Here is a 26,531-nt window from a genome sequence, read left to right on the forward strand (position 1 = left end):
AAAATCTGATGTATCATCTCTCTTTATCAAGTTTTTTCACTCGATTTTTAACTGTGCTCGAACAGGAATGACGTAATAAGGTATCTAATTTTTAGTTGATATTCTTGACTCTGTGAAACTTCGTGCAATAACTCCGGGCAACTCCGTGGTTAATTAGCCATAATTAATTATATACCTCCATTTTGAGAAAAGCTTATCATTTTGATAGGCTTTTTTTGTTGGCACCGCCCCTTTACATAACAATAAACAGCTCATTATCAATTACTTGCAAAATTCATTTACAATCAGGCACAAAGATTGGCATAAGGGTATCAGAACTAAATTAATAATACAATGGTAACGCTCATTTTAATCGTAGTTGGTGCAGCCCTGTTTGGGGTTTGCTATAAGTCTATCCACTTCTTTGAAAAAATCTAAAACCATGACAGCACTATTCATTTTATCGATGTTGGTTTTCGGATACCTAGTGTATGTATTGCTTAAACCTGAAAAATTCTGAATCTTATGAACACTGAAATATCAGGCATCATTGCCCTCTTTGTGGTTACGCTATTGCTGGCCATCCCCTTCGGAAAATACATTGCGCGGGTTTATTCGGGCGAAAAAACACTGCTAGACCCCGTTTTTAACCCCATAGAGAAACTTTTCTATCGTTTCAGCGGCATAGACGCTAACCGGGAAATGAACTGGAAAGAACACCTGACAGCCCTGTTGGGCATCAACTTTGTCTGGTTTTTTCTAAGCATGTTTTTATTGATGAACCAGGGCTGGTTGCCGCTCAATCCGGACGGTAACCCGTCTATGTCGCCCGATTTGGCTTTTAATACGGCCATTTCTTTTATTGTCAACTGTAACCTGCAACACTATTCAGGCGAAACCGGGGTTTCTTATCTTACCCAATTAATAGGGCTAATGTACCTGCACTTTGTATCGGCTGCTACGGGTATGGCAGCGGGCGCGGTTCTTTTCAACGCCATGCGCGAACGCCAGGCCGATAAGCTGGGCAACTTTTATAACTATTTTCTGAAAAGCTGCACACGCATTTTGTTGCCGTTATCAATTGTTGTAGCCATCATTCTTACTTTCAATGGCACACCCATGACCTTTGAAGGAAAAGACACCATAACCACCTTACAGGGCGACTTGGTGCAGGTTTCAAGAGGCCCGGCGGCGGCTTTTGTGGCTATTAAGCACCTGGGCACCAATGGCGGGGGTTTCTTTGGGGCTAACTCGGCGCATCCTTTAGAAAACCCCAATTATTTTACCAACGCCGTTGAGATGGTATCGCAGATGATTATCCCTTTCGCATTCATTTTTGCATTGGGTTATTACCTGAAACGTAAAAAACTGGCCTGGAGCATCTTCGGTGTTATGACCGTCGGCTTTCTGCTACTTACCATACCCACCGTTATAGCCGAAATAAATGGCAGCCCGGCTATTCAGCACCTGGGCGTAGCACAACCAACCGGAAGCATGGAAGGTAAAGAGGTCAGGTTTGGCACGGCTGCATCGGGCTACTGGAGCATCGCCACCACGGTTATTTCAACCGGGTCGGTCAATAGCATGCACGACAGCAGTATGCCGCTTTCAGGCGCTATGCAGTTGCTGGCCATGATGGTAAACGCCTTTTATGGCGGTTGCGGGGTTGGCCTGCTTAACTACTACGTATTTATTATTCTGGGTGTGTTTATTTCCGGTCTGATGGTCGGCCGTACACCTGAGTTTTTGGGTAAAAAAGTAGAAGCCAGAGAAGTAAAAATTGCGGCAGTTATTGCCATTCTGCACCCATTGCTTATACTGGCAGGTACGGCCATGGCCGCCTACTTTGCAGCCAATAACACGGCAATGGGCTGGTGGTTTAATGGCAACGCCACAGGCTGGCTCAACAACCCGGGGTATCATGGTTTTTCTGAAATGCTTTATGAATATACATCCAGCGCGGCCAATAACGGTAGCGGTTTTGAAGGCCTGGGCGACAATAACCCTTTCTGGAACATCAGCACCGGCATTGTGCTGCTACTGAGCAGATACCTGCCTATTATTGGCCCGGTGGCTATTGCAGGCCTGCTGGCTGGCAAAAAGTATATACCCGAAAGTGCCGGAACGCTTAAAACAGATACCTCGACTTTTGCTATTATGACCTTTGCCGTAATAGCCATCATTGCTGCGTTGTCGTTTTTCCCTGCTTTGGCTTTAGGGCCTTTGGCAGAACATTTTACGCTATTTAAATAATTAATCCAATGACCAGAAATAATAATATTTCATTGTTCGACCGCGAACTGGTAAAAGAAGCCATCGGGCAGTCGTTTATCAAACTCGATCCGCGTGTCATGTTCCGTAACCCTGTTATGTTTACGGTCGAAATCGGAACACTCATTATGTTGTTTGTTTGTATAGCCATCTTTTTTGGTGCGGCCAACCAAGGCAGCCTTACTTACAACATTATTGTTTTCCTGATTCTGCTGGCTACTTTGTTGTTTGCCAATTTTGCCGAAGCCCTGGCCGAAGCCAGAGGTAAAGCCCAAGCCAACAGCCTGCGCAAAACCCGCGAAGAAACACCAGCCAAACTGGTGCAGACAGTAGGCGAAATGTATCTGAACGAAATTCAGATGGTACCTTCATCTCAACTCAAAAAAGGCGATGTGTTTGTATGCGAACCGGGAGACATTATACCAACCGATGGTGAGATTGTAGAAGGCCTGGCAACTATTGATGAAAGCGCCATTACGGGAGAATCAGCCCCGGTGATACGTGAGGCAGGTGGCGATAAAAGCAGTGTAACGGGTGGCACAAAAGTATTGTCTGACAAAATTAAGGTATTGGTAACCACCCAACCCGGCGAGAGTTTTCTTGATAAAATGATTGCGCTGGTAGAAGGTGCCAGCCGCCAGAAAACGCCGAATGAAATTGCCCTTACTATTCTGCTGGCGGCTTTCACGCTCATATTTATTATTGTGTGTGTTACGCTGAAACCCTTTGCCGATTACGCCCAGACACCCATCACCATAGCCGCGTTTATATCGCTCTTTGTTTGTCTGATACCCACTACCATCGGCGGGCTGCTGTCTGCCATCGGTATTGCCGGAATGGACAGGGCCCTTCGTGCCAATGTAATTACGAAGTCGGGCAAAGCCGTAGAAACCGCCGGAGACATTGACGTGCTGCTGCTTGATAAAACCGGTACCATTACCATAGGTAACCGTAAGGCAACACATTTTTATCCGGTAGCGGGAGTTGACGAACAGCATTTCGTTAAATTGGCTGTATTGAGTTCAATGGCCGATGAAACCCCCGAGGGTAAATCGATCATTGATCTGGCAGGTGTGAATCTGTCAACCTACAAAATCAGCAAGCCTGTTTTTATCAAATTTACGGCCGAAACACGTAGTTCAGGTATCGACTTTGAGGGAACAAGCATCCGCAAAGGCGCTTATGATTCTATTAAAAAGATGGTTGAAAAAGCCGGAAATGTGTTCCCTGCCGAAACGGCCGAACGCGTAAAGGTTATCTCAAGCAACGGTGGTACGCCGCTGGTAGTATCAGAAAACAACCAGGTGCTGGGGGTAATTGAGCTACAGGACATCATCAAGACCGGTATTCAGGAACGTTTCGAACGCTTGCGCAAAATGGGTGTTAAAACGGTAATGGTAACCGGAGATAATCCTTTGACAGCCAAATACATTGCCGAAAAAGCAGGGGTGGACGATTTCATTGCCGAAGCCAAACCTGAAGACAAAATGCAGTACATACGCAAAGAGCAACAGGCAGGCAAGCTGGTAGCCATGATGGGCGACGGCACCAACGATGCCCCTGCCCTGGCACAAGCCGATGTAGGCGTAGCCATGAACAGCGGTACACAGGCAGCCAAAGAAGCAGGTAACATGGTAGACCTTGATAACGACCCAACCAAACTGATTGAGATTGTAGAGATTGGTAAACAGTTGCTAATGACCCGTGGAACGTTAACTACCTTCTCTATCGCTAACGACGTAGCCAAGTATTTTGCCATTGTGCCGGCCTTGTTTATTGCCACCATACCAGCCTTGCAGGGGCTTAACATCATGGGGCTGCATAGCCCTGAAAGCGCCATACTGTCGGCTGTTATTTTCAATGCCATCATCATTCCTTTGCTTATTCCATTGGCTTTGAAGGGCGTAGCCTATAAACCCATAGGTGCCAGCGCCATTCTTCGCCGCAACTTATTAATCTACGGTTTGGGTGGTATTATAGTGCCATTCATAGGCATCAAATTAATTGACCTGGCCGTTTCACTTTTTATCTGATACAATCATGAAAACCATATTTTCAGCCATACGTCTTACATTGATAAGCATGGTGTTATTCGCAGTCATTTATCCGCTTGTTATTACAGGTTTTGCACAATTAGCGCCCAACAAAGGCAAGGGCGAAACCGTTACCGTTAACGGTAAAACAGTAGGTTACAAACTATTGGGACAATCGTTTACAGCAGACAAATACTTCTGGAGCCGCCCGTCTGCTGTTGCCTATAACTCGGCCGGGTCTGCCGGTAGTAACAAAGGCCCAACCAATGCCGAATACCTGGCCACCGTACAAAGCCGCATAGATACGTTTATGGTGCATAATCCTGAGGTTAAGAAATCGGCCATCACTGCCGAAATGGTAACGGCATCAGGCAGCGGCCTTGACCCGGACATATCGCCTGAATCGGCCAGAATACAGGTAAAACGTATTGCCGCAGCAAGGCATATTGGCGAAGATAAGATTTTAGCGCTGATTGAATCGCACACACAAAAACCATTGTTAGGCCTTTTCGGCCCTGAAGCCGTGAATGTTTTAGCGTTGAATGTGGCTTTAGATGAGTTGAAGTAACCCAATTTTTATTTAACCGCTGAGTTGCACAGAGTTAACCACGGAGTTTCAAAGAGTCTTTTCTCCGTGGCACTCCGTGCAAAACCCGGCGAAACTCCGTGGTAAAACAGGCCTTAGTGCAATGCTTAAACCCAAAAAAAGTACAACAAAATGAAAAAAATAATAGCAGCGGCATTGATGCTCATGGTTTTAAGAGCCCATGCACAAGAAAACAAACCACTCACTTTTTCGGGCTATGTAGAAACCTATTACAGTTATGATTTCAGCAAGCCCGGTAATCATGAAAAAGCGCCATTTTTGTATAACCACAACCGCCACAACGAACTAAACCTGAATCTGGGTTTGCTGAAAGCAGCTTATGCCACAGATAAAGTAAGAGCCAATGTGGGCATAATGGCGGGAACTTATGCGCAGTATAATATGACGGCCGAGCAGGGGTTGCTAAAAAATGTATATGAAGCCAACGTGGGCGTTAAAGTATCGGGCAAAAACAACCTGTGGGTAGATGCGGGCATTATGCCGTCGCACATTGGTTTTGAGAGCGCCATCGGTAAAGACTCCTGGAACCTGACCAGAAGCCTGCTGGCCGAAAACTCGCCTTATTATGAATCTGGCGTGCGGCTGTCTTATACCTCGGCCAATGAAAAATGGTATCTGGCCGGGTTGGTACTGAACGGCTGGCAGCGGATTCAGCGTGTGCCGGGTAACCAGACACCGGCTTTTGGTACGCAGATTACCTATAAGCCCAATAGTAATGTTACACTTAACTGGAGCAGCTATGCAGGCAATGAGCAACCCGATAGCCTACGCCGCTGGCGGTACTTCAATAACGTTTACGGGCAGTTTCAGATTAATAAAAAACTGGGTTTAATAACAGGGTTTGACTTCGGTATTGAGCAAAAAACAAACGGAAGCACCCGGTACAACCATTGGTTATCTCCTGTTCTGATTGTGTGTTATTCGGCCACCGACAAACTAAGGCTGGCTGCCCGTGCCGAGTATTATCAGGATAAAAACGGCGTGATAATTGCCACTGGTACAGCCAATGGTTTTCAGACGCTCGGTTACTCATTGAACATGGATTATGCCCTGGCCAATAATCTTTTATGGCGCGTGGAAGGCCGCCTGCTTGATAGCAAAGACAGGATTTTTGATAATAAAAGTCAGGTAGTTTATTTAACCAGCGCTTTGTGTTTTAGTTTTTAAACATTTTAACCACGGAGGAACGCGGAGTTAAGGCACGGAGTATCACTGAGGATAGATTCAGTGATACTCCGTGTAACCCTTCGTGCAACTCTCTGGTAAAACAAAATTACATCATGCCTAACAAAGAAGAGAACGTACAGCATTTTCTGGATTTAATCCGGAAGTCGCGGCAGGGAAAATTTAAAGTTTACATTGGTATGAGCGCCGGTGTAGGCAAGACTTTTCGTATGTTACAAGAGGCCCATTCTTTGCTACGTAACGGCATTGATGTAAAAATTGGCTATATTGAAACCCATTTACGGAAAGAAACTCATGATTTGCTGGACGGCCTGCCGGTTATTCCGCGCCGGAAGATATTCTACAAAGGCAAAGAGCTGGAAGAACTGGACGTGCAGGCGGTTATTAATCTGCGGCCGGAGGTAGTAATAATTGACGAGCTGGCACATACCAATATTGAAGGCAGCAAGAACGAAAAACGCTGGCAGGATGTGCTGGAAGTACTGGAAGCAGGCATTAATGTAATAAGCGCTGTAAATATACAGCACATTGAGAGCCTAAACGAAGAAATAAAAGATATAACAGGCATTGAGGTAAAAGAGCGCATTCCTGACAGTGTGCTACGGATGGCCGATGAGGTGGTGAATATAGACCTGACAGCCGATGAACTGATAACCCGCCTGAAAGAAGGGAAAATATACACGCCAGACAAAGTACCTATGGCGCTGAACAACTTCTTTAAGGCTGACCAAATTTTGCAACTGCGCGAACTGGCACTGAAAGAAGTGGCCAGCCAGGTAGAAAGAAAAGTTGAAACCGAAATACCCAGAAGTACGGCTATACGCCACGAAAAATTTCTGGCCTGTATCAGCAGCAATGAAAAAACAGCTAAAAATGTAATCAGAAAAACTGCCCGGCTGGCCAGTTATTACAACAGCAAATGGTATGTATTGTATGTGCAAACGCCCAAAGAAAGCAACGATAAAATAGCGCTCGACAAGCAGCGGCACCTGATTAATAACTTTAAACTGGCCACACAATTGGGGGCAGAGATTATAAGGGTAGAAGACCGCAACATTGCCAAGTGCATTATGGAAGTGGCCGAACAAAGGCAGATTACCACCCTTTGCATAGGCAAGCCCCACCTGAACCTTTTTAACGTGATACTATCAACCAATATATTTAATGATTTGCTCAATAAATTATCGTTTGCAGATGTAGATGTGGTGATATTGTCGTAAGCAAACCCCTAGCCCCTAAAGGGGGAAGAAACAGATTAGCAGAGCCGCATTGCGATGCGGCTTCAGGGGATAAATGGGTGCAATAAATGAATAATTGCCTCTCAATTCTTATCATCAACTGAACAGACAGGCCTTGAGCCGTAATGCATTTCGGCTCTACAAACAAATAATCAAATTTATCAATCCAACATTGATATGAAAATAAGAACCAAACTGACCCTGGGTGTAGGACTGCTTTTTATACTCATTACCCTGCTTACATTTGTAGGGGCACGGTATATTAATGCCCTGAAAAATGATACAGAGAATATTCTGGAGGCCAATTACATTACCCTTGAGTATGCTCGTGATATGCTGATGGCCCTGGACGAAGTAACCTCAGACTCCACCGCCATGAATATACTTGAAGAGAACCTGAAAAAGCAACAGGCAAACATTACAGAAATTGGTGAACGAGAAGCCACCCGGCAATTACTTGGGCATTTTAAAATGTTGCAGGCCAACAGGGCTGAGGAGTCTGTTCATTTACTGATAAGAAAAGACATTGCAGAAATTATGCGCCTGAACATGGAGGCCATTCAGCGCAAAAGCAATGTGGCCAAGCAAACGGCAGCCTCAGCTACCATCTGGGTAGCAACTACGGGTACGCTTTGTTTTCTGATTGCGTTTACCTTACTCATTAACCTGCCCGGAAATATTGCTAACCCCATCAGGAAACTTACCGAGAGCATTAAGCTGATTGCAGCCAACGATTACTCGCAAAGGGTTTATTTTGAAGACCACAACGAGTTTGGAGAACTGGCGCTTTCGTTCAATACAATGGCCGAAAAACTGGAAGAATACAATAACAGTAATTTGTCGAAGCTGCTGTTTGAAAAAAAGCGGATTGAAACGCTTATCAACAATATGCACGACCCGGTGATTGGCCTGGACGAAAACAAAAAAATACTTTTTGCCAACGACGAGGCCCTGAAAGTAACCGGACTAAAACCCGAACAACTGATTGGCCAACAGGCACAGGATGTGTCGCTGATGAATGACTTACTGCGCTCGCTGGTAAAAGATCTGGTACTGACACCGAGCACCGATACCCAGAGCAAAAAGCAACCCATCAAGATTTTTGCAGATAACAAAGAGAGCTATTTTGAAAAAGAAATAATTGATATTGCTATTGTGCCTACCGGCGAAAAAGAAAAACGGCAGATAGGCCACGTAATTGTGCTTAAAAACATCACGCCTTTCAAAGAGCTTGATTTTGCCAAAACCAATTTCATAGCCACCATCTCGCATGAGCTGAAAACGCCTATTTCAAGTATCAAAATGAGCCTGCAATTATTAGAAAACCAACAGACAGGCGCCATTAATGAAGAACAAAAACAACTGATTGACAGCATAAAAGAAGATAGCCACCGGTTGCTGAAAATAACCGGAGAACTGCTCAATCTGTCGCAGGTAGAAACGGGGAATATCCAGCTAAATATCCAGAAAAGTACGCCGTACGAAATACTGCATTATGCCACCGAGGCCGTAAAAACTCAGGCAGCTCAAAAGAAAATAGATATTCAGACCGAGGTGCCAGAAAACCTGCCCGCTGTAAAGGCCGATACCGAAAAAACTGCCTGGGTGCTGATTAACTTTCTGACCAACGCCATCAATTATTCACCGGAACAAAGCCGGATTACCATCAGAATCAATCAGACTGACACGCACGTTAATTTCTCGGTAAGCGACCAGGGCAAGGGCATCGAAAAACGCTACAAAGACAAGATTTTCGACAAGTATTTTCAGGTACCGGGCAGCAATAAATCTGGTACGGGGCTGGGGCTGGCCATCAGCAAAGAGTTTATCGAAGCCCAGAACGGCAGCATAGGTGTAGAAAGCGAAATTGGCATGGGCAGCACTTTCTATTTTAATCTGGCTGTGGTGGAGGGGTAGAACATTTCTGCCGATACAGTGAATTAATTCGGTGAACAAGTCACACAATTTCACCAATCAAACTGCTCATTATTCCCATACAATGTATATTTTTACAGCCTGTAATTCAACCCACATTGTATGAAATTCATCCTGCATTTAATTGCCCTGGCTTTGGTTTTACCTTTTGCCCAGGCAGAAAGTTTTGCTGCCAACCCTCCACTGCCATCCGGCTTAAAGTGCGAATACCTCAAAAACCCCCTGGGTATCGACAACCCCAATCCACGATTTACCTGGTTATTGACAGACACCCGCAAGGGAGCCACACAAACAGCCTATCAGGTATTGGTAGATACCGACTCCGCCAAAGTGGCTCTTGGCACAGGTACTGAATGGGATACAAAAAAGGTAGTTTCAGGCAATACACTGGCGGTTTATAAAGGCAAGGCCCTGCGCCCCTTTACCAAATATTACTGGGCTGTTACACTTTGGGATAAAGACGGCCAAAAAACCACACAGGCTGTGGCTAGCTTTGAAATGGGCATGATAAACCAACAAAACTGGCGCGGTGCCTGGATAAGCGACACCCGCGACGTAAACCTGAAACCTGCCCCCTATTTCAGAAAAACTTTTGCAACAGACAAGAAAATAAAATCGGCGCGGGTTTATGTAGCCGTGGCAGGTTTATATGAATTATACATTAACGGGCAGAAAATAGGCAACCATCGCCTTGACCCGATGTACACCCGTTTCGACCGTCGAACGCTCTATGTAACACACGATGTAACCGCTGCGCTGCAAAACAGTAAAAATGCCATTGGCGTGTTGCTGGGCAATGGCTGGTATAACCACCAGTCTACGGCCGTTTGGAATTTCCATGAAGCGCCGTGGAGAGGCAGACCCACTTTCTGCCTCGATTTACGAATTACCTATGACGACGGCACCACCGAGGTTATCTCTAGCGGCAAAGGCTGGAAAACAGCCCCGAGCCCTGTCATTTTTAACAGCATTTATACGGCTGAACATCAGGATGCCCGGCTGGCACAGGACGGTTGGAACAACCCGGATTTTAACGATAAAGACTGGAAAGATGTCATTTTCAGAACATCTCCGTCTCAAAACATAGTAGCGCAGGCCATGGTTCCTGTAAGGAATGTGGAAGAGATTCCGGCAAAGAGTATGAAAAAACTGAATGACACAACCTATCTGTTTGATTTAGGCAGAAACATTTCCGGTGTCAGCCAATTAAAAATAAAAGGTGAAGCCGGAACGGTAGTAAGGCTGAAACACGCCGAGCGACTGGGTGCCAATGGTTTCGCCGATATGTCGAACATTGATATTCACTACCGCCCTACTGATAACCAGGACCCTTTTCAGGTAGATGTGTACACCCTTAGCGGCAAAGGCGAAGACACTTTTATGCCGCATTTCAACTACAAGGGTTTTCAGTATGTTGAGCTTACCTGTGCTAAACCGCTGCAATTGAGCAAAGGAAGCCTGACGGGCTATTTTATGCACAGCGATGTGCCACCTGCGGGCCAGGTAACAACCGCTAACCCTACCATGAACAAACTATGGTGGGCAACTAATAATTCGTATCTGTCTAATCTTTTCGGGTACCCGACCGACTGCCCGCAACGAGAGAAAAACGGCTGGACGGGCGATGCACACATTGCCAGTGAAACCGGGCTGTATAATTTTGATGCCATTACGGTTTATGAAAAATGGCTGGCCGACCACCGCGACGAGCAGCAGGCCAACGGGGTGTTACCCTCAATCATCCCGACCGGTGGTTGGGGTTATGAGTGGGGTAACGGGCCAGACTGGACCAGCACCATTGCTATTATCCCCTGGAATATCTATTTGTTTTATGGCGACACCAAAATACTGGCCGATAACTACAGCCACATGAAACGCTACGTAGATTATATACAAACCATTGCTCCCAAGCACCTGACCACCTGGGGCCTGGGCGACTGGGTACCTGTGAAATCAAAATCACCGGTTGAGTTTACGTCATCAGTTTATTACTTTGTTGATGCCACCATCGTTGCCAAAACGGCTGCATTATTGGGTAAAACTGCCGATGCGGCTTATTATAGTAGTCTTGCAAAAAACATTAAGGATGCCATCAATGCCAAATACCTGAACCGCGAAAATGGAATCTATGGAAGCGGCGTACAAACCGAGCTGAGTGTACCGCTGCAATGGGGCATAGTGCCAGAAGACATGAAAGCCAAAGTAGCGGCCAATCTGGCTAAAAGGGTACAGGCAGATGGTAGCCATATAGATGTGGGTTTACTCGGCACCAAAGCTATATTGAATGCGCTCAGTGAAAACGGCTATGCTGACCTGGCCTATGCGGTGGCAGCTCAGGAGACCTACCCCTCATGGGGTTGGTGGATAAAAAACGGCGCTACTACGCTTTATGAAAACTGGCCGATTGATGCCAAGTCTGACATATCTTTGAACCACATTATGTTTGGCGAGATTGGCGCCTGGCTCTATAAGGCTTTAGGAGGTATAAAACCGGATGAAACCAAACCGGGTTTTAAAAATGTGCTGATTGAACCGCATTTTGTAAAAGATCTGACAGGCTTTGCGGCCAGTCATGACGGCCCGCAGGGAAGGATAACTTCGGCATGGAAAAAAACAGACAAGGGTATTGAATACCGGTTGGTGATCCCGGCCAACAGCACAGCTACTTTAAAACTGCATTTGCCAGATGGCAAACAATTGTATGAAAACGGGAAGATTGTAAAAGCGATAATGAAGGCTCAAACCATTACATTGGCTAACGTGGTGGCTGGTGAGTATTTATTTGAGATACGGTAAAATTTTAGTGAGTAAAAAGGTTGTAAGGGTTATTTGCTATCATATATTCACTTTTATGGTTTGATTCATAAGAATCAAAAAACAAGTATTCTTCAATATGATGCCTTATAATCCCGTAGGGATGGTATATCGGTAGAATAATAATGTTGTGTAAGAAATTGTAGTCCTGTAGGGACGGTATATTAATATATCGTCCCTACAGGACTTTGCTCGTTTTATGGCTTTAATTTCTACTGATATACCATCCCTACGGGATAAAAAACAGTACAACATGAAGAAATAAAGACTGAATCTAGTCAATCATCTTATTATATGTTGATTTACAAATTTGTCTAACTTATTATCTACTGTAAGTGCTTTTCTGTTACTTAAATCTATAAGCCAGACTAAAACTCACCATTGGCCATAGCTTGTCAAGCGGCTTGGGTAATACGTCTGTCAGGGCATCTTTGCTAAACTGCACGGCTTCTCCTGATGCGTAATCGCTGGTAACATTGTATTTGCCCTGATAAACCGCCCCCACTTCAAATTTAAAACTAACCCTGCGCTTAGGCATGGCTCGGCCCAGCCCAATGCCAAAATAAGGCTTTACCTGCTCGCCCATTGTAAGCAGCGCATCAAAATACCCGGTTTTGGGGTCAGGGTTTATCACAATATCCCCAAATTCAAACTTTTCAGACGCGTAGCCTTCCATCTTTATGGTATTTTTACCTATATAAGCGCCGCCCGTAAAGCTGAAAACACCGTTTTTCCACGGATAAAAGTCAAGTAGTATTTTGGCATTCGGAAACTTAAGATTAAAAGACTTAACCTCGGCCTCTAAATCTTTACCCATATACTCCACATCCATTTTCAAATCCTCCGGTTTGTAGGTATAGGTGGCATAGTCAAACCCAGCCCGAAGCACCCAATGCGGATACACCCGCGTAATAACAGACCCGCCCACGCCGTATGTACCGGCATTAATGCCTATAGCCCAGGCCGTAAAGAATTTTTTATCGGGTGCGGCAGTATTTACAGTATCCTGCCCGAAAGCAACCGTTGCCATACCCAAAAACAGCAGACCAAGCGTAAATTTTTTGTTCATATTTTCTTTTGTTATGTTAATTTGTCCTGATAACCAGTATTGCGTATAGTATCATCGGGCATTCAATTGCAAACCTATCCTGCGTGAGAGAAAACAAATCAGGGTACCCGGGGTTATACAATTGGCCGAACCAATCATTTAACCAAAAAATTTTATAAAAAAAACGAAGGCTGAATGAGATTCCTGATAAATTTAACCCATGAAAAGCAGTAGCCGGGTTAACCATCAGCAACCCAAATATATTGCTTATTAGGGCTATTGCAAAATATAATTTAACTGTGCAGGCACCGGATACTAATTGCCAACCGGTGTGCTATGAACTTCGAAAATCACACTTACTGAAACCACCAAATCCGGATACGGATAAATGCTTACAATTATGAAAAAAACAGTTCCTGTTTATCTTCAAAACATCGATTCTCTTTTTGAATTATTCAATACCTCAAAAAAAGGCCTGACCGATGCTGAGGTAAAACACCTTCAGCAAAAAGAGGGCTACAACGAATTGCAGGAAAAAAAACGAATGCCCCCCTGGCTTTTATTTCTTAATCAGTTTAAAGATTTCATGATTCTGGTGCTGGCAGTGGCGGCGGTGCTGTCAGGCATTTTTGGCGATGTGGCCGACACCGTTATCATCTTTGTGATTATCATTCTGAATGCCGTGGTTGGATTTATTCAGGAATACCGGGCCGAAAAAGCAATGGAAGCACTGAAAAAAATGAGTGTAACACAAACGCAGGTGATACGTGGTGGCGAAACGAGCGTGATAGAGTCGAAGGAACTGGTGCCGGGTGATATTGTGCAACTGGAAGCCGGAAATGTGGTACCGGCAGATATACGTCTTTTTGAGGTAAATGCGCTGCGCATTGATGAATCGTCGCTGACGGGCGAGTCTGTTGCGGTAGACAAAGTTAATAATGAACTACACGAAGAAAATATCTCTTTAGGCGACCAGCTCAACATGGCTTTTAAAGGTACGCTGGTTACCAACGGCACCGCCGAAGGACTGGTAATTGGCACAGGCATGCAAACCGAACTGGGCAAAATTGCAGGTCTGTTGCAGGCAAAAGAAGCCGTTACCCCGCTTCAGGCCCGTATGACAACCTTCGGCAAAAATCTGTCATATATTATACTGGGTATATGTGTGGTGCTTTTTTTATCTGGTCTGCTACGGGGCGAAGACCCCTTCAGTATCCTGCTTTTGTCGGTTAGCCTGGCAGTGGCGGCTATACCCGAGGCCTTACCGGCTTTAATTACAGTAGCCCTATCAAGGGGGGCATCCAGGCTGGCCAGGCAACATGTGCTGGTACGTAAATTACCCGCCGTAGAAACCCTGGGGTCGGTTACGTTTATATGCAGTGATAAAACCGGAACCCTGACCCAAAACAAAATGCACCTGACAGAAAAGCATGAACAGCCCATAGAAACACCGGAAGACGGGGTATCAATGCTGAAACTGAGTATGCTGCTGAACCATGAGGTGAAGTTTGAGAAGACCGACAAGCCCATTGGTGAAGCAACCGAACTTGCCCTGACAAGCCATATTATTGAAGACCTGGGTTTCAAAAAATACCACTCGCTTTTTAAAAAATATAAGCGGGTAGGCGCTATTCCGTTCGACTCAGAGCGTAAGTGCATGACTACTATTCATCAGTACGGCGATAAGTTTCTGGTCATAAGTAAAGGTGCCAGCGAGGCCATAACTGATATTATAAGTGGTACGAAAGATGATGCGCTCATCAGCCGTATTTCGGAAGAATGGGCGGTGCGTGGCATACGCGTATTAGCTTATGCTTACCGCATACTTGATAGCCTGCCGCCACAGATTAACCCCGAAAATGTAGAAAAAGACCTGATTTTTGCCGGATTAACAGGCCTGGTAGACCCACCGCGCGAAGAAGCGAAAGCGGCCATTGCCCTGTGTAAATCGGCAGGTATAAAACCTGTCATGATTACCGGCGACCACCCCGCCACCGCCCAGGCCATAGCCAGAGAAATTGGCATTCTCGACGAAGATGAACTGGCCCTGACAGGCGTGGAACTGGAGAAATTATCGGACAGCAAATTTAAAGCACAGGTAGAAAAGATAGCGGTGTATGCCCGGGTATCGCCAGACCAGAAACTCAGGATTGTAAAAGCATTGCAGGCTAAAGGCCATTTTGCCGCCATGACCGGCGATGGTGTGAACGATGCCCCCTCCTTACGAGCTGCTAATATTGGCATTGCTATGGGTATTAATGGTACCGATGTAAGCAAAGAAGCAGCCCACATGATATTGCTCGACGATAATTTTGCCACCATCGTAAAAGCCATTAAAGAAGGCAGGCGGATATTTGATAACATCAGGAAGTTTGTAAAATATATTATGACCTGTAACAGCGCCGAAATACTGGTGATAGCCGTGGCTCCGTTTCTGGGTCTGCCAAACCCCTTACTGCCCATCCATATACTATGGATCAACCTGGTTACTGATGGATTACCGGCTCTGGCACTGGCCAATGAAAAAGCCGAGGCTAATATCATGAAGAGACCACCGCGCGAACCTGACCAGAGCCTGTTTGCCGATGGTGTAGGGTATCATATTGTATGGATGGGCATTCTGATGGCCGGCATAACACTGGGGGCAGAAGCCTGGGCAACCAACCAAAAATTGGAGCACTGGCAAACCATGGTATTTACGGTATTGAGTCTGTCTCAATTGGGGCATGTTATTGGTATCAGAACCGAACGACCAGTTTTTCAGCAAAGGGGTTGGTTTACTAATCTGCCGTTGATAGGCTCGGTTTTGCTTACATTAATATTGCAGTTGGCAGTAGTGTACGTGCCATTTATGAACAAGGCCTTTAAAACCCAACCTTTATCGTGGCAGGAACTGGGGATTTGTGTCTTAATGGCCTTTGGTGTTTTTGCAGCCGTTGAAGCTGAAAAACTGGTAAAGATGCTGTTTAGGAAACGTCAAAATTTATGAACTTGGTAGAGCCACACTGCGTGTGGCTCATCGTAGAATATGATTATTAACGAACAAGGCATTCAAAATTAATCGCCCGATAAATAGGTCAAATGAATGGTTAGACCCCAGAAGCCGCAGGCACTGCGGCTCTACGAAGCACAAAATCCCCGCCGAGGTGGGGATTTTGTGCTTATCTATTTTACAATTTATTATTTCTTTCTTGGCAGTTTCTCGTCACGCATAGCTGCATTGTACACAAACGATGCCACAATGGTTGCTGCCTGTTTCAGGTCTTCAGGTTGCAGGTGGTCGTAAGTATCCATGTTGGTATGGTGCGTACGGGTGCTGTATTCAATTTCATCCTGAATGAACTGAAAGCCCGGAATACCCACACCTGTAAAGGCCAGGTGGTCGGTACCGCCAGTGTTGCGGATAGTAACGGTTTTGGCGCCTAAATCATGGAATGGCTCTAACCATTTGCTGAATATAGGGCGGCAGGCATCATTACCCTGCAAATAAATACCTCTTATTTTTCCGGTACCGTTATCAACGTTGAAGTACGCCGCCACGTTATCGCCTTCGGCATTGCTTTTCTTGGTGTTGGGGTCTGTCAGATGATTTTTCACGTAGTTTCTTGAACCGTGCAAACCTTGCTCTTCAGCACTCCAAAGGGCAATGCGGATGGTTCTGCGAGGTTGTACCCCCAATGTTTTTAGGATACGTACCGCTTCTAACATTACTGCCGAACCGGCAGCGTTATCGGTAGCACCGGTTGCACTGTGCCATGAGTCCAGGTGAGCGCCCAGCATTACCACCTCTTCTTTCAGTTTAGGGTCTGTTCCCGGAATTTCAGCCAGCACGTTATATCCCTGTAAATCCTGCGTGTAGAATTTTGTTTTTACGTCAATTTCCAATTGAACCGGGATACCCGCTTTGGCCAGACGGCACAACGAAAGATAATCTTCAGCCGATAGCATAATATCCAGCAGGTTTTCAGGGTCTGTTGCCTTGTACGGCCCACCACCCTGTACAAACAAGGTACCGTCTTTACCACGGGTGCTCATGCTCAACAATGCCAATGCGCCTTCTTTTTTGGCCATATCTTTGGTTTTGGTTGAAAGCAAAGTGCTTCTGCGCATGGCTGCCATCATTGAACGGAAGGCCGTGTCAGGCTGAGAACGGTTGGCCGAAGCCGGGGCGTCATTAGCCATTTTCTCCAGTTCTTCGTCTGTGTAACGGGTAGCATCAGCCTTGAACGAAGGCGTGATTCTATCGCTTTTATATAACAAAATAATTTTATCTTTCAGCTTGCCTTTATAGTTTTCAAGGCCAAGGGTATCGGTTTCTTCAATCAGTAATATCTCAGCCGTTTTTAATTTACCTTTTGTTCCGGCTGTCCAGGTTTTGGGGTAGGCCAATAACGGGCGGTAGTACGGGGCTGTCATGGCCAGATAACTTTTTTGCAGTTCCCAGCCTTTACCAAACTCGCCCCAGGGCTCTAGTCTGGCCTGGTTAAGGCCCCATTCGTCAAGTTTTCTTTTAGAATAATTGGCTGCACGCGTAAAACCCGGAGAACCCTGCAGCCTTGGGCCGCTTACGTCAGTAAGGTTAAAGGCGATGTCCATTACCTTCGAGTTTTTCAGGCCTTCCTGACGGATTTTTTTAACCATTTCCAGGTCAACTTTTTCTTCCTGAGCCGTAAGTGCCAACGAAATAAAGAAGAAGGCAATAACAGGTAGTAATTTTTTCATGAGGAGATGTTTAGTTTGTTTTTATTAAAATAGCTTTGGAGGAACTAAAGGTAAAAATTCAAGGTCGTGATTCCAAAATATTGCGATTAATATGCAGTTTGAGGCGATTAAACGGGGAAGGATAATGTTAATATACAATTTTGGTAGAGCCACAATGCATTGTGGCTGACCGGAGAAACTGGTCCACCGAATTACAGTAAATTCATTAAATCATTTTTATAAATAATGAATCCTCTTCCCATTTAAGTGGATTATCAATAATATACTGTCTGATTTTATGATAGTCTTTTTCTGAGCGAATAAGATGTTCATGAAATCTTGATTGCCATTCAAATTCAATATTATTTTTTCTGGCGTATGTAGTAACTGCTATTTTATATCCCCTGATAATTGAAGCTAAATTCTTAGATTGAGGCGAAAACTGATTCTGTTTTTCATAAGTATTATAAAGATTTATTTGATTGAATTCATTCCTGCCTATAATAACGATTCCATGAATATGATTCGGCATTACTACAAATTCTCCCAATTCAATATTCATATCAGGTCTTAAATCAATTGTTTTAAACCATTCTTCCTCAGCAATTCTTCCAATTTCAGTAGGTATTAAAGCTGAATCTGATATCTTTCCGAAGTAATATTCCTTATTTTTGGTACAAATTGTCACAAAATAAAAACCCTCATTGGCATAATTCCACGATTGCAATCGGGCTGTTTGTATCCTGTATTTATTATTAAACAATTGGCTCATGTCACAGAGATAATTCCTAAATATAATTATAGTTTAGAAGCAAAATAGATGATATCCTGATTCGTCGATAAGCCACAATGCATTGTGGCTCTACGAAATCAACGTTATTATTTTTACATAGAGCTGCATTGCGATGCGCCACCAATGATCTATCAATTCCGAAAAATCATGATTGGGGATAAATATCATCCTCACGCCATCACCGCTAGCATTTCCAGTATTTTTTCTCCTGTTTCCTGATTTCCTTCCAATTGAATGTAGTGAAGGGCTTCAAGTTTAGATATGCCTTTGGTCAATAATCGCCATGCTATGGCGCCATCAATTGTAACACTTGCCAGCGGGTTAATGCCTGGCTCTTCTGCCAGTATCCAGGTGTTATGATAATAATAAAGATTCCATTCTCCCCCACCCTCGCCAGTTACCACAAACCGGATGCTGTCTCCCTCATCGGCTGTTACATGGCGGTAATGGTGGGGCAAGGCACGCATAGAGGTGGCAAGATGCGGCCAGTAAAATTCAGGTGTATAAAGCTCAGCTTCCTGCCCCACAGCCAGCCTGATTTGCTGCTGGTGGTGCCATTTCTCGGTGTACTCACGTGCTACATGAAACCAGTTTTCTGATTCCGCCTCGCCTGCCCAAGCTACGGAATATATGGCTTTTTCAAATGGGTTCAGGGTACTAATGTAGTCGCAATATTGTTTGCCGGTAATGGCCAGCAGTTCAATCAACACATTCGGGCTGACTCTTTGAAAAGCCCTCACCCAGTCGGCGTTGAGTTGGTTCAGGTAGCTGATTAAATCGTGGTAAGACTGAATATCTTTTGGCGGGTCGCCCGTATGCCCATCGCGTGCCGCAGAAAGCGTTCTGATATTGGTATCGAGCAAATGCGCCGCTATGTCTTTTACTTTCCAGAGCGGGGCAATGGTTTGTTTATGCCAATCGGCTGACGAAAGGGATTTTAATACCTCAATCAGTTTTTCATCTAATTTATAGAAAAGGTCGGTTATAATTATCGGTCTGAGAGGTGTCATTTCAGAGGTGGTTTTGTTGGGGGATTACAATTGCGGATGCAGGGGTTCAAAATTTTGAACCCCTGCTCATGTGTTGCTGCAATTGATTTTATCAACGTTTAAAATCGAGATCCTGAAAATCGAAGCTGAAATCGGTGAGGGGCGATATGGCCAGCATTTTAAAACCTGAGCCTTTGCCGTCTTTGTCTAGCTCAAAGGTTACATAGGCGTCTGCATCCAGGCTACGGTCTACCCATTTTACAATAAACGTATTACCCTTGTAAGGAAACATCTCGCCATTGAGCAGGTACGAGCGCTTAGATGTAAACCATAGTTTGCCGTTTTTTATTCCTATTTCGGCATCGCCAAACCACTGGTCGTGGTAAGTGCCTGTGAAAAGGCTGTTATCCATTCTGGCGGCGTTCTTTTGTTGGGCTTCAATGTCTTTCCAGATATCGTCGGTTATTTTTTTGGCATTTGCCAGGCCCTGCAATACGCGGTCGTGGTTTTCTTTTACCCGGTCTATGCCTTTTACACCCAGATAACTGTCTTTAATGGTATTGGTAACAGATACAAAAGCTGCTCCCTGCTGCTGGTTGGTAAATACAATAATACCCAGTTTCAGTTCTGGTATCAGTGTTACCTGCGTTACTATACCTGCCAGCCCGCCCGTGTGCGACGCCTGCTTGTAGCCTTTTACATCTACCAGACCCCAGCCCAGTCCATAGCTCGAAAAATGCGTATTGTATGAGTTAGTGCCTCTAACCGGAATAATGGTTTGGGGTGTCCACATTTCGTCATGCACTGCCTCGCTGAACAACTGTTTGCCATTGCCATACTTACCGTTGTCCATCTGCATAATTATCCATTTGCTCATGTCGGTAATGTTGCTGTAAAGCCCCCCGGCCGAATTGGCTACGTCGCTCCAGTCGCGGCGAATCACCTTAACTGTGCCGTCAACCGGTGCATGCGGGTCTATCACGTTCGATTTATCTTTCAGCCTGCGGAACGAAGCCGCCGTTTGTGTCATTCCCAGGGGTTGCAGAATCCGTTTTTCAATGAAATCTTCCCACTCCATGCCAGAGGCACGTTTAACCACTTCTCCGGCTACTATATACAGCAGGTTGTCGTAGTCATATTTGGTACGGAAACTCGACACCGGTTTCAGATAGCGGAGATTATGGATAATATCGTGCTTGGTAAAATTATTAGAATCGGGCCAGAACATCAGGTCACCGGCACCCAGGCCTAGTCCGCTACGGTGTGTCAGCAGGTCTTTTATGGTAAATTCTTCCGTTACAAAAGGGTCATACATCTTAAACTCGGGTATGAAATCGCGCACCTTATCGTCCCATTTCAGTTTCTTTTCGTCAACCAGCATGCCCAAAGCAGCAGCCGTGAAAGCCTTGCTGTTAGAAGCAATGCCGAAAAGCGTGTTTTCGTCAACCTTCTTTCCGGTATTCAACGAACGCACACCATAGCCTTTGGCATGAATCACCTTGCCATCTTTTACAACGGCCACGGCAATGCCGGGTACATCAAAAGTTTTCAGGGTGCGCTCAACCAGATTGTCGATTTCGACAGAAGTAATGGCTTGTGCTATGCTGTGGCTGAAAGAACCGAGCAAAATACAAACAAGCAGGAAGAAAGGTAAAGTCTTCTTCATAAGGGGCATTGGTTTAAGATTGGAGATTGATGAGAAGCCAGACAAAGGCTCTTCGACAAAGATGGCCGAAAACGCACTAATTAGCAAGCAAAAGCATGATTTGTAAAAACAACCGCCATTGCTGTTACCGTTTATTGTAAAAATATGTCATTTAACAATTATTAACTATGCTGGCTAATGCCGTTGCCCTACTTTTGTTTGGTTAATGGCAGCATTAACCATTTATGAAAAAGCTATATTATAAAAGGGAGTCCTGTTTTGTGTGGTTAATTAAAAAATCACATAGAACAGGATTCTTTGTTTTGCCCCTCATACAGGTTTCTTACAACACCCAATGGCCTTTGCATCAGCTATTAAGCCCAAAGTTGATTGCCGGTATAGGCCAGGCACCATTAATGACATTGCTCATAAATGGCATTAAAAATGAAAATATTTGACCTACTTTGCGCGTTATAATTTATATTTGCAGCAAAATGTAAGATACTTGAGAAAAGCAATTGCCATATTACTCCTGTTTTCGGTAATGGTTCGCCCTTTTACTCAGGCTTATTATTTGATTGATTATCAGCTTCGTCAGGATTTCATCGCCAGAACTTTATGTATCAACAAGGCGAAACCCCAGCTTAATTGTAATGGAAAGTGTTATCTGGCCAAGCGTCTTCAGGCCGCTGAAGAGCGCGATACTAAAGCCCAACATCATATTCTTGATAAATATGAGCTGCCTGCGCTGATATGCCACGACCTGCCGGTGGCGAATTTCCAACCTCCGTTTACCGAAAAACTAACTGCTGCTTACAACTACGCCAACTTGTATGCAGGCCGGTTTGCCATTTCTGTTTTTCATCCCCCTTGCCAGGCTTAAGCTGCCTTAGCTTGTCTTTTACCAGCACTTGTCATAATGCCTGATGCAATGCCTCATTGCCGGTGCAAAACCTGCTGCTAACCAAAAGACCCAATTTAATCTATACCCTTTATTGGCCAACTGGCATTTGCTAGTTATTGTATTATTACAGCGGCCGGTAGTGGGGTAATTAATTACCAAACCAATCATATTTTGTGTTGAAACATCTGAAGCAAATAGGAACCCTGCTGCTTTGTGGCCTGCTGTTTATGCGGGTTATGGTAGCGCCTGTTATCTTTTTGCAGTATGAGTTCAACAAAGAATATATTATCAAAAATTATTGTATTAATAAAAACCGCCCGGAAATGCATTGCGACGGCAAGTGTTATCTGGCAAAAAAACTGAAGGCTGCTGAACAAAATGAAGATAATCAGTCGAAAATTCAGGTTTTCAAACTGATGATCGAGGTTTATCAGCAGGCCTGCGCCAGCTTTTCTCCGCTTACTACCATCACACCATCACACACACTTGCTTGTTTCGTTTACAGTAATGTTTACCATTACAAATTTCTTTTTTCAATGCTGAAGCCTCCGAGGGAAATTGTTTAGTGAATTAGTGATTGAACGCATGAGTGATTATTTGTTTGAACAGCTTTTTAGCAGAATTACCGCCACCTCATTTTAAGGTAGCTCGCGTTCATTCCTGCTGATAATCTGGTCTATTCATTAATCATTTAATCACTAATTCACACAATTACCCAATACAAACCTTATTCATTGAAAAAGAAACCGTAATGAAACTACGTATAACATTATTTTTCCTGTTTTTAGTTATTCAGCATACCCGGGCGCAACGCCTTATTAAAGGCAAAGTATACGATGCCCAAACCAAAGAGGCCATAACCGGTGCCAGCATTAAAGCCAAAGGACAAACCAACGGCACGATTACCGATAATCAGGGAGGTTTCAGCCTGAAAGCCGATACCGACGAGATACAGATTTCGATGATAGGTTACAGGCCTTTAACCCTGCCCGTAGGCACTAATCAAAATATAACAGCCGCCCTTGAAACAGCCGTTGAAGACTTGCAAACCGTAGTAGTAACAGGAAACCGGGAGGCAAGCCTGCGCACAGAAACACCCATTGCGATATCTAAACTTACACCGAAGCAAATTGAAGAGGCCAAGCCTATTGCCATTTATGAGGTAATTAACAAAATGCCGGGTGTAATGATGGTGAACCTCAACAACGAGCAACACATGATGGCCATACGCCAGCCCATGACCACCAACGGCTATTATCTGTATATGGAAGACGGCCTGCCCATACGCCCGATGGGGGTGTTTAACCACAACGCCCTGCTGGAAATGAACCAGTTTACCGTTAGTTCAATAGAGGTGGTAAAAGGCCCGGTTTCATCTATTTACGGGCCAGAGGCTGTGGGTGGTGTGGTAAACTTTATTACGCAGCGGCCTACGGCCGTACCCACCGCCCGCATTGGCATACAGGCTGACCAATGGGGCTTTAAAAGAATACAATATGGCGCAGGGGAAACGATTGGCAAGTTCGGCATTTATCTGGGTGGCCTGGTAGCCGACCAGAAGGATTCGTGGATGGCCAGTTCAGACTATACCAAAAACGCGCAGTATGCCCGTCTGGAGTATCACTTCAACCCGAAAACACGCCTGATTTATACTTTATCGTACAGCGATTACAACTCGCAAACCAGCGGTAGTGTAGACAGCGTGGCGTTTTTCAGCCGGAAATACGTAAGTACTACCGACTTTACCTACAGGAAATCATACTCGGTGCGTACAAGGCTTACCCTTGAAAAAGACTGGGCTGCCGGCGGGCAATCTTTTGTTACCGTATTTGCCCGCGACAATAAACTGGGTCAGAACCCAAGCTATGGTATCAGATGGACGAGCGGCGCAAGCACAGCACGTGGAGAAATCAATTCAAGCAATTTCAGAAGCCTGGGCGTGGTAGCGCAACATACGCAGCCGTTCAGATTCCTGAACTCAAAGGCCATTATTGGCGCCAGCATGGACTACTCGCCTACCGACTACTGGTCGTACCAGATTGATTTGAATGCCCAGTTACGTGCCGATAAGAAATCGGTAGAAAAATATACCATTGCCAAAGAAAGACCAGATATTAAAATTGCAGATTACGATGCCAACATCCGCAATTCGGCGGTGTATCTGCAATATGATTTTGAGCCACTGAAAAACCTGCGGGTTTCAGCAGGCTTAAGATACGACAACCTTTCGTTTGATTACGTAAACAATCTGGATGTTGACGCCAGCGGTAATGGCATTGGCGGAGCCAAAACCTATACCAAAACCACACCGAAAATAGGTATAACTTATGACCTCGGCAAAGGTAAAGGGCTGTATGCCAATTACTCAAAAGGTTTTGCGCCGTCTGGTCTTACGGCCATTTTCCGTAAAAGACCAACCCCTGCCCCTAACGGAGATTTGTTTTATTATAACCTAATTCCGGCTACTTTTAATAATGCCGAAATTGGCGGCTGGGCCTCATTGTTTAAAAACAAGGTATATGTTGATGCCTCATTCTACCAGATGCTGGGCTTCAATGAACTGCTGAACATTCGCCAGCCGGATAACTCGACCGACTATCAGGCAGCCGGAAAAACCCTGCATAAGGGTATTGAGCTGGGCATCACCTATAAGCCTGCAGCGCAATTGTTTATACGCGGTGGCGGTACTTATGCCATACACCGTTTTGAAGAGTTTATACTAAGCCAGCGTGCATCTGACGCCATTAAAGACGTAAATGGTAAAGATATGCCGTCTGCACCACGCTGGTTATGGAATGCCGAGGTTAGTTATTACCCCAAATGGCTGAAAGGACTACGCAGCGCCATTGAATGGCAGCATGTAGGCCAATGGTATCAGAACCAGATTAACACGTTGAGTTATGGCGGATATGACCTGCTGAATTTCAGAGTTGGGTATCAATGGAAAGGCATTGAGGTGTTTACCAATATCATGAACCTGACCGACGCCCTTTATGCCACCAATGCCAGCAGAGGCAATGCTTTAACCGACCGCACTACTTTTACCGCCGCCGCCCCCCGAACATTTGTAATGGGTGTGCAGTATGGCTTTACCGGTAAACGGAAAGAAAACAAATAGTCTAACGAATGGTTTGGGTAACCTGCCTTTGGAGGGTCGGCTTATTTATGGTCGGCCTTCCGTTTCCCACTTCATTTATTCAAAAAATTAAACTCTATGAAAAACGTACTCATTTATCTGGCAATCATTGGTTTGTTTTCTTTCAGGAAGGCAAACGACGAAAATCAGATTTCAAGCCCTGCCAATGCAGGGGCCATACCTTCGTTTACAACAACAGCCAAAGGCGATATTGTTTTAAGCTGGGTAGAAAAAGATGCCCAAAAGAAAGTGTCGTTTTATTACAGCCTTTTTGATGGCACAGGCTTTGGCAAACCCCGCCGGGTACCTATTGTAGATTCAGCGGCTACACATGCGGAAGGCATGCCGAGGCTGAGTATCAAAAAAGATGGCAGCATGATTGTAAGTTTTGAGCTGAAGAAAGACAACCCCATATCCAGATTCGGGTCTGATTTGCTCTATGTCTATTCGGCAGATGGTGTTAACTGGTCGGCGCCGATGTATGTACAGGCCGACAGAGACCCTAAAAAAAGCCATTCGTTCAGCAGGCCGGTACGATTGGCTGATGGCGAAATAGGCATTATATGGCTTGATGAAAAACTGACCGCCAAAGGCCGAAGTGTAAAATTTGCCAGAACCACCCCAGGCAAAGGCTTTGGTGAAGAGAAAATTATAGATAATCAGGCTTGCGAATGCTGCCGCATTGAGGCCATAACCGACAAACAGGGAGGGTTGCACATATTTTACCGCGATATGTATGAAGACGGCTCACGCGATATGAGCTATATACACTCTGCCGATAACGGGTTTACGTTCAGCAAGCCGAGAAACGTTTATCCGGACAAATGGCAGATAGACGCCTGCCCGCATTCGGGGCCGTCGGCCACTGAAACTCCCAACGGGGTGTGGCTTACCTGGTTTACAGGCAAAGAGAAAGCAGCTGGTGTAAAAGTCTGCGACATTGCCACCGGCAAAATCATAAACGCCGAGCTGACCGATGGCGTAAAGCAACCGCAGCTAACCACTACCACAGCAGGCCTGCCACTGCTGGCCTTTGCCAAGGGCAGAAACCAGGGCGAAGCGTTTTTTCATTCTATTGCCTTGCGTAAGCTGGGGGCAAAAGTAAGTACCACTTACATTACCGAGCCCCTGGCCGACTGCAGCTACCCTGCCCTGGCAGCAAACGGCAACAGCGTGTTGGTGGCTTTTGAAAAACGTATCGACGGCCAGCCACAGGTTATTGCATGGAAGAAAATTCAATTTTAAAAATCAAT

The 26,531-nt window shown here is 45.1% G+C and carries 18 protein-coding genes; 13 read left to right on the forward strand and 5 right to left on the reverse strand.

Annotation, left to right across the window (positions count from 1 at the left end; translation table 11 throughout):
• The first annotated feature begins 445 nt into the window (after positions 1–445).
• From kdpF to MB380_RS12070, 8 genes are all read left to right on the forward strand, one after another.
• Positions 446–499 carry a K(+)-transporting ATPase subunit F gene (kdpF, locus tag MB380_RS12035; protein WP_253535572.1) on the forward strand — a complete coding sequence of 18 codons (54 nt, stop codon included), beginning with the start codon at positions 446–448 and terminating at the stop codon, positions 497–499.
• Between the two features lie 5 nt (positions 500–504).
• Positions 505–2,232 (forward strand): potassium-transporting ATPase subunit KdpA, encoded by a 1,728-nt coding sequence (kdpA, locus tag MB380_RS12040; RefSeq protein WP_253522629.1) that lies wholly within the window; start codon positions 505–507, stop codon positions 2,230–2,232.
• An 8-nt stretch (positions 2,233–2,240) separates the two neighbouring features.
• A complete protein-coding gene (gene kdpB, locus MB380_RS12045; RefSeq protein WP_253522632.1) occupies positions 2,241–4,283 on the forward strand; it encodes a potassium-transporting ATPase subunit KdpB in 2,043 nt (680 codons plus the stop codon).
• A gap of 7 nt (positions 4,284–4,290) precedes the next feature.
• Positions 4,291–4,851: a K(+)-transporting ATPase subunit C gene (locus MB380_RS12050; RefSeq protein WP_253522635.1), complete on the forward strand. Its 561-nt coding sequence runs from the start codon at positions 4,291–4,293 to the stop codon at positions 4,849–4,851.
• Between the two features lie 150 nt (positions 4,852–5,001).
• The gene (locus tag MB380_RS12055) at positions 5,002–6,057 is read left to right on the forward strand and encodes a porin (protein ID WP_253522638.1); all 1,056 of its coding nucleotides are present in this window, start codon (positions 5,002–5,004) and stop codon (positions 6,055–6,057) included.
• 113 nt (positions 6,058–6,170) lie between these two features.
• Entirely contained in the window at positions 6,171–7,295 is a 1,125-nt protein-coding gene (locus MB380_RS12060) for a sensor protein KdpD (RefSeq protein ID WP_253522641.1), read from the forward strand.
• Between the two features lie 195 nt (positions 7,296–7,490).
• A complete protein-coding gene (locus MB380_RS12065; protein WP_253522643.1) occupies positions 7,491–9,230 on the forward strand; it encodes an ATP-binding protein in 1,740 nt (579 codons plus the stop codon).
• A gap of 120 nt (positions 9,231–9,350) precedes the next feature.
• Positions 9,351–12,044 carry an alpha-L-rhamnosidase gene (locus tag MB380_RS12070; protein WP_253522646.1) on the forward strand — a complete coding sequence of 898 codons (2,694 nt, stop codon included), beginning with the start codon at positions 9,351–9,353 and terminating at the stop codon, positions 12,042–12,044.
• A gap of 364 nt (positions 12,045–12,408) precedes the next feature.
• Here MB380_RS12070 and MB380_RS12075 read toward each other — a convergent pair whose 3' ends face one another.
• Positions 12,409–13,131, reverse strand: a complete 723-nt coding sequence (locus MB380_RS12075; RefSeq protein ID WP_253522649.1) for a hypothetical protein — start codon at positions 13,129–13,131, stop codon at positions 12,409–12,411.
• A 379-nt stretch (positions 13,132–13,510) separates the two neighbouring features.
• On the opposite strand from MB380_RS12075, the gene MB380_RS12080 reads away from it, so the two are divergent.
• Positions 13,511–16,099: a cation-translocating P-type ATPase gene (locus MB380_RS12080; protein WP_253522652.1), complete on the forward strand. Its 2,589-nt coding sequence runs from the start codon at positions 13,511–13,513 to the stop codon at positions 16,097–16,099.
• A gap of 191 nt (positions 16,100–16,290) precedes the next feature.
• Here the strand turns inward: MB380_RS12080 and MB380_RS12085 are convergent, their stop codons facing one another.
• From MB380_RS12085 to MB380_RS12100, 4 genes are all read right to left on the reverse strand, one after another.
• Positions 16,291–17,832, reverse strand: coding sequence for a M20/M25/M40 family metallo-hydrolase (locus MB380_RS12085; RefSeq protein ID WP_253522655.1), 1,542 nt, complete (start codon positions 17,830–17,832; stop codon positions 16,291–16,293).
• 205 nt (positions 17,833–18,037) lie between these two features.
• Entirely contained in the window at positions 18,038–18,583 is a 546-nt protein-coding gene (locus MB380_RS12090) for a transposase (protein ID WP_253522658.1), read from the reverse strand.
• Between the two features lie 191 nt (positions 18,584–18,774).
• Complete coding sequence (locus MB380_RS12095; RefSeq protein ID WP_253522661.1) at positions 18,775–19,614, reverse strand: maleylpyruvate isomerase N-terminal domain-containing protein; 840 nt, start codon at positions 19,612–19,614, stop codon at positions 18,775–18,777.
• Between the two features lie 91 nt (positions 19,615–19,705).
• Positions 19,706–21,259 carry a serine hydrolase gene (locus MB380_RS12100; protein WP_253522664.1) on the reverse strand — a complete coding sequence of 518 codons (1,554 nt, stop codon included), beginning with the start codon at positions 21,257–21,259 and terminating at the stop codon, positions 19,706–19,708.
• Between the two features lie 484 nt (positions 21,260–21,743).
• Here MB380_RS12100 and MB380_RS12105 point away from each other — a divergent pair, with 484 nt between their 5' ends.
• The 4 genes from MB380_RS12105 (at position 21,744) to MB380_RS12120 (ending at position 26,523) form a co-directional block, all read left to right on the forward strand.
• Positions 21,744–22,121, forward strand: coding sequence for a hypothetical protein (locus MB380_RS12105; protein ID WP_253522667.1), 378 nt, complete (start codon positions 21,744–21,746; stop codon positions 22,119–22,121).
• A 194-nt stretch (positions 22,122–22,315) separates the two neighbouring features.
• Positions 22,316–22,708 (forward strand): hypothetical protein, encoded by a 393-nt coding sequence (locus MB380_RS12110; RefSeq protein WP_253522669.1) that lies wholly within the window; start codon positions 22,316–22,318, stop codon positions 22,706–22,708.
• Positions 22,709–22,893: 185 nt separating this feature from the next.
• Entirely contained in the window at positions 22,894–25,260 is a 2,367-nt protein-coding gene (locus MB380_RS12115) for a TonB-dependent receptor (RefSeq protein WP_253522672.1), read from the forward strand.
• Positions 25,261–25,356: 96 nt separating this feature from the next.
• A complete protein-coding gene (locus tag MB380_RS12120; protein WP_253522673.1) occupies positions 25,357–26,523 on the forward strand; it encodes an exo-alpha-sialidase in 1,167 nt (388 codons plus the stop codon).
• Positions 26,524–26,531: the final 8 nt, after the last annotated feature.

This window comes from Emticicia sp. 21SJ11W-3 (assembly GCF_024138715.1).
Classification (GTDB): domain Bacteria; phylum Bacteroidota; class Bacteroidia; order Cytophagales; family Spirosomataceae; genus Emticicia; species Emticicia fluvialis.

Bases quoted from the DNA above. Each gene is read 5' to 3' on its own strand.
- MB380_RS12120 (WP_253522673.1), top strand. From the start codon at position 25,357: ATGAAAAACGTACTCATTTATCTGGCAATCATTGGTTTGTTTTCTTTC.
- MB380_RS12055 (WP_253522638.1), top strand. From the start codon at position 5,002: ATGAAAAAAATAATAGCAGCGGCATTGATGCTCATGGTTTTAAGAGCC.
- MB380_RS12065 (WP_253522643.1), top strand. From the start codon at position 7,491: ATGAAAATAAGAACCAAACTGACCCTGGGTGTAGGACTGCTTTTTATA.
- kdpA (WP_253522629.1), top strand. From the start codon at position 505: ATGAACACTGAAATATCAGGCATCATTGCCCTCTTTGTGGTTACGCTA.
- MB380_RS12080 (WP_253522652.1), top strand. From the start codon at position 13,511: ATGAAAAAAACAGTTCCTGTTTATCTTCAAAACATCGATTCTCTTTTT.
- MB380_RS12060 (WP_253522641.1), top strand. From the start codon at position 6,171: ATGCCTAACAAAGAAGAGAACGTACAGCATTTTCTGGATTTAATCCGG.
- MB380_RS12085 (WP_253522655.1), bottom strand. From the start codon at position 17,832: ATGAAAAAATTACTACCTGTTATTGCCTTCTTCTTTATTTCGTTGGCA.
- kdpB (WP_253522632.1), top strand. From the start codon at position 2,241: ATGACCAGAAATAATAATATTTCATTGTTCGACCGCGAACTGGTAAAA.
- MB380_RS12100 (WP_253522664.1), bottom strand. From the start codon at position 21,259: ATGAAGAAGACTTTACCTTTCTTCCTGCTTGTTTGTATTTTGCTCGGT.
- MB380_RS12075 (WP_253522649.1), bottom strand. From the start codon at position 13,131: ATGAACAAAAAATTTACGCTTGGTCTGCTGTTTTTGGGTATGGCAACG.
- MB380_RS12050 (WP_253522635.1), top strand. From the start codon at position 4,291: ATGAAAACCATATTTTCAGCCATACGTCTTACATTGATAAGCATGGTG.
- MB380_RS12070 (WP_253522646.1), top strand. From the start codon at position 9,351: ATGAAATTCATCCTGCATTTAATTGCCCTGGCTTTGGTTTTACCTTTT.
- MB380_RS12095 (WP_253522661.1), bottom strand. From the start codon at position 19,614: ATGACACCTCTCAGACCGATAATTATAACCGACCTTTTCTATAAATTA.
- MB380_RS12090 (WP_253522658.1), bottom strand. From the start codon at position 18,583: ATGAGCCAATTGTTTAATAATAAATACAGGATACAAACAGCCCGATTG.
- MB380_RS12115 (WP_253522672.1), top strand. From the start codon at position 22,894: ATGAAACTACGTATAACATTATTTTTCCTGTTTTTAGTTATTCAGCAT.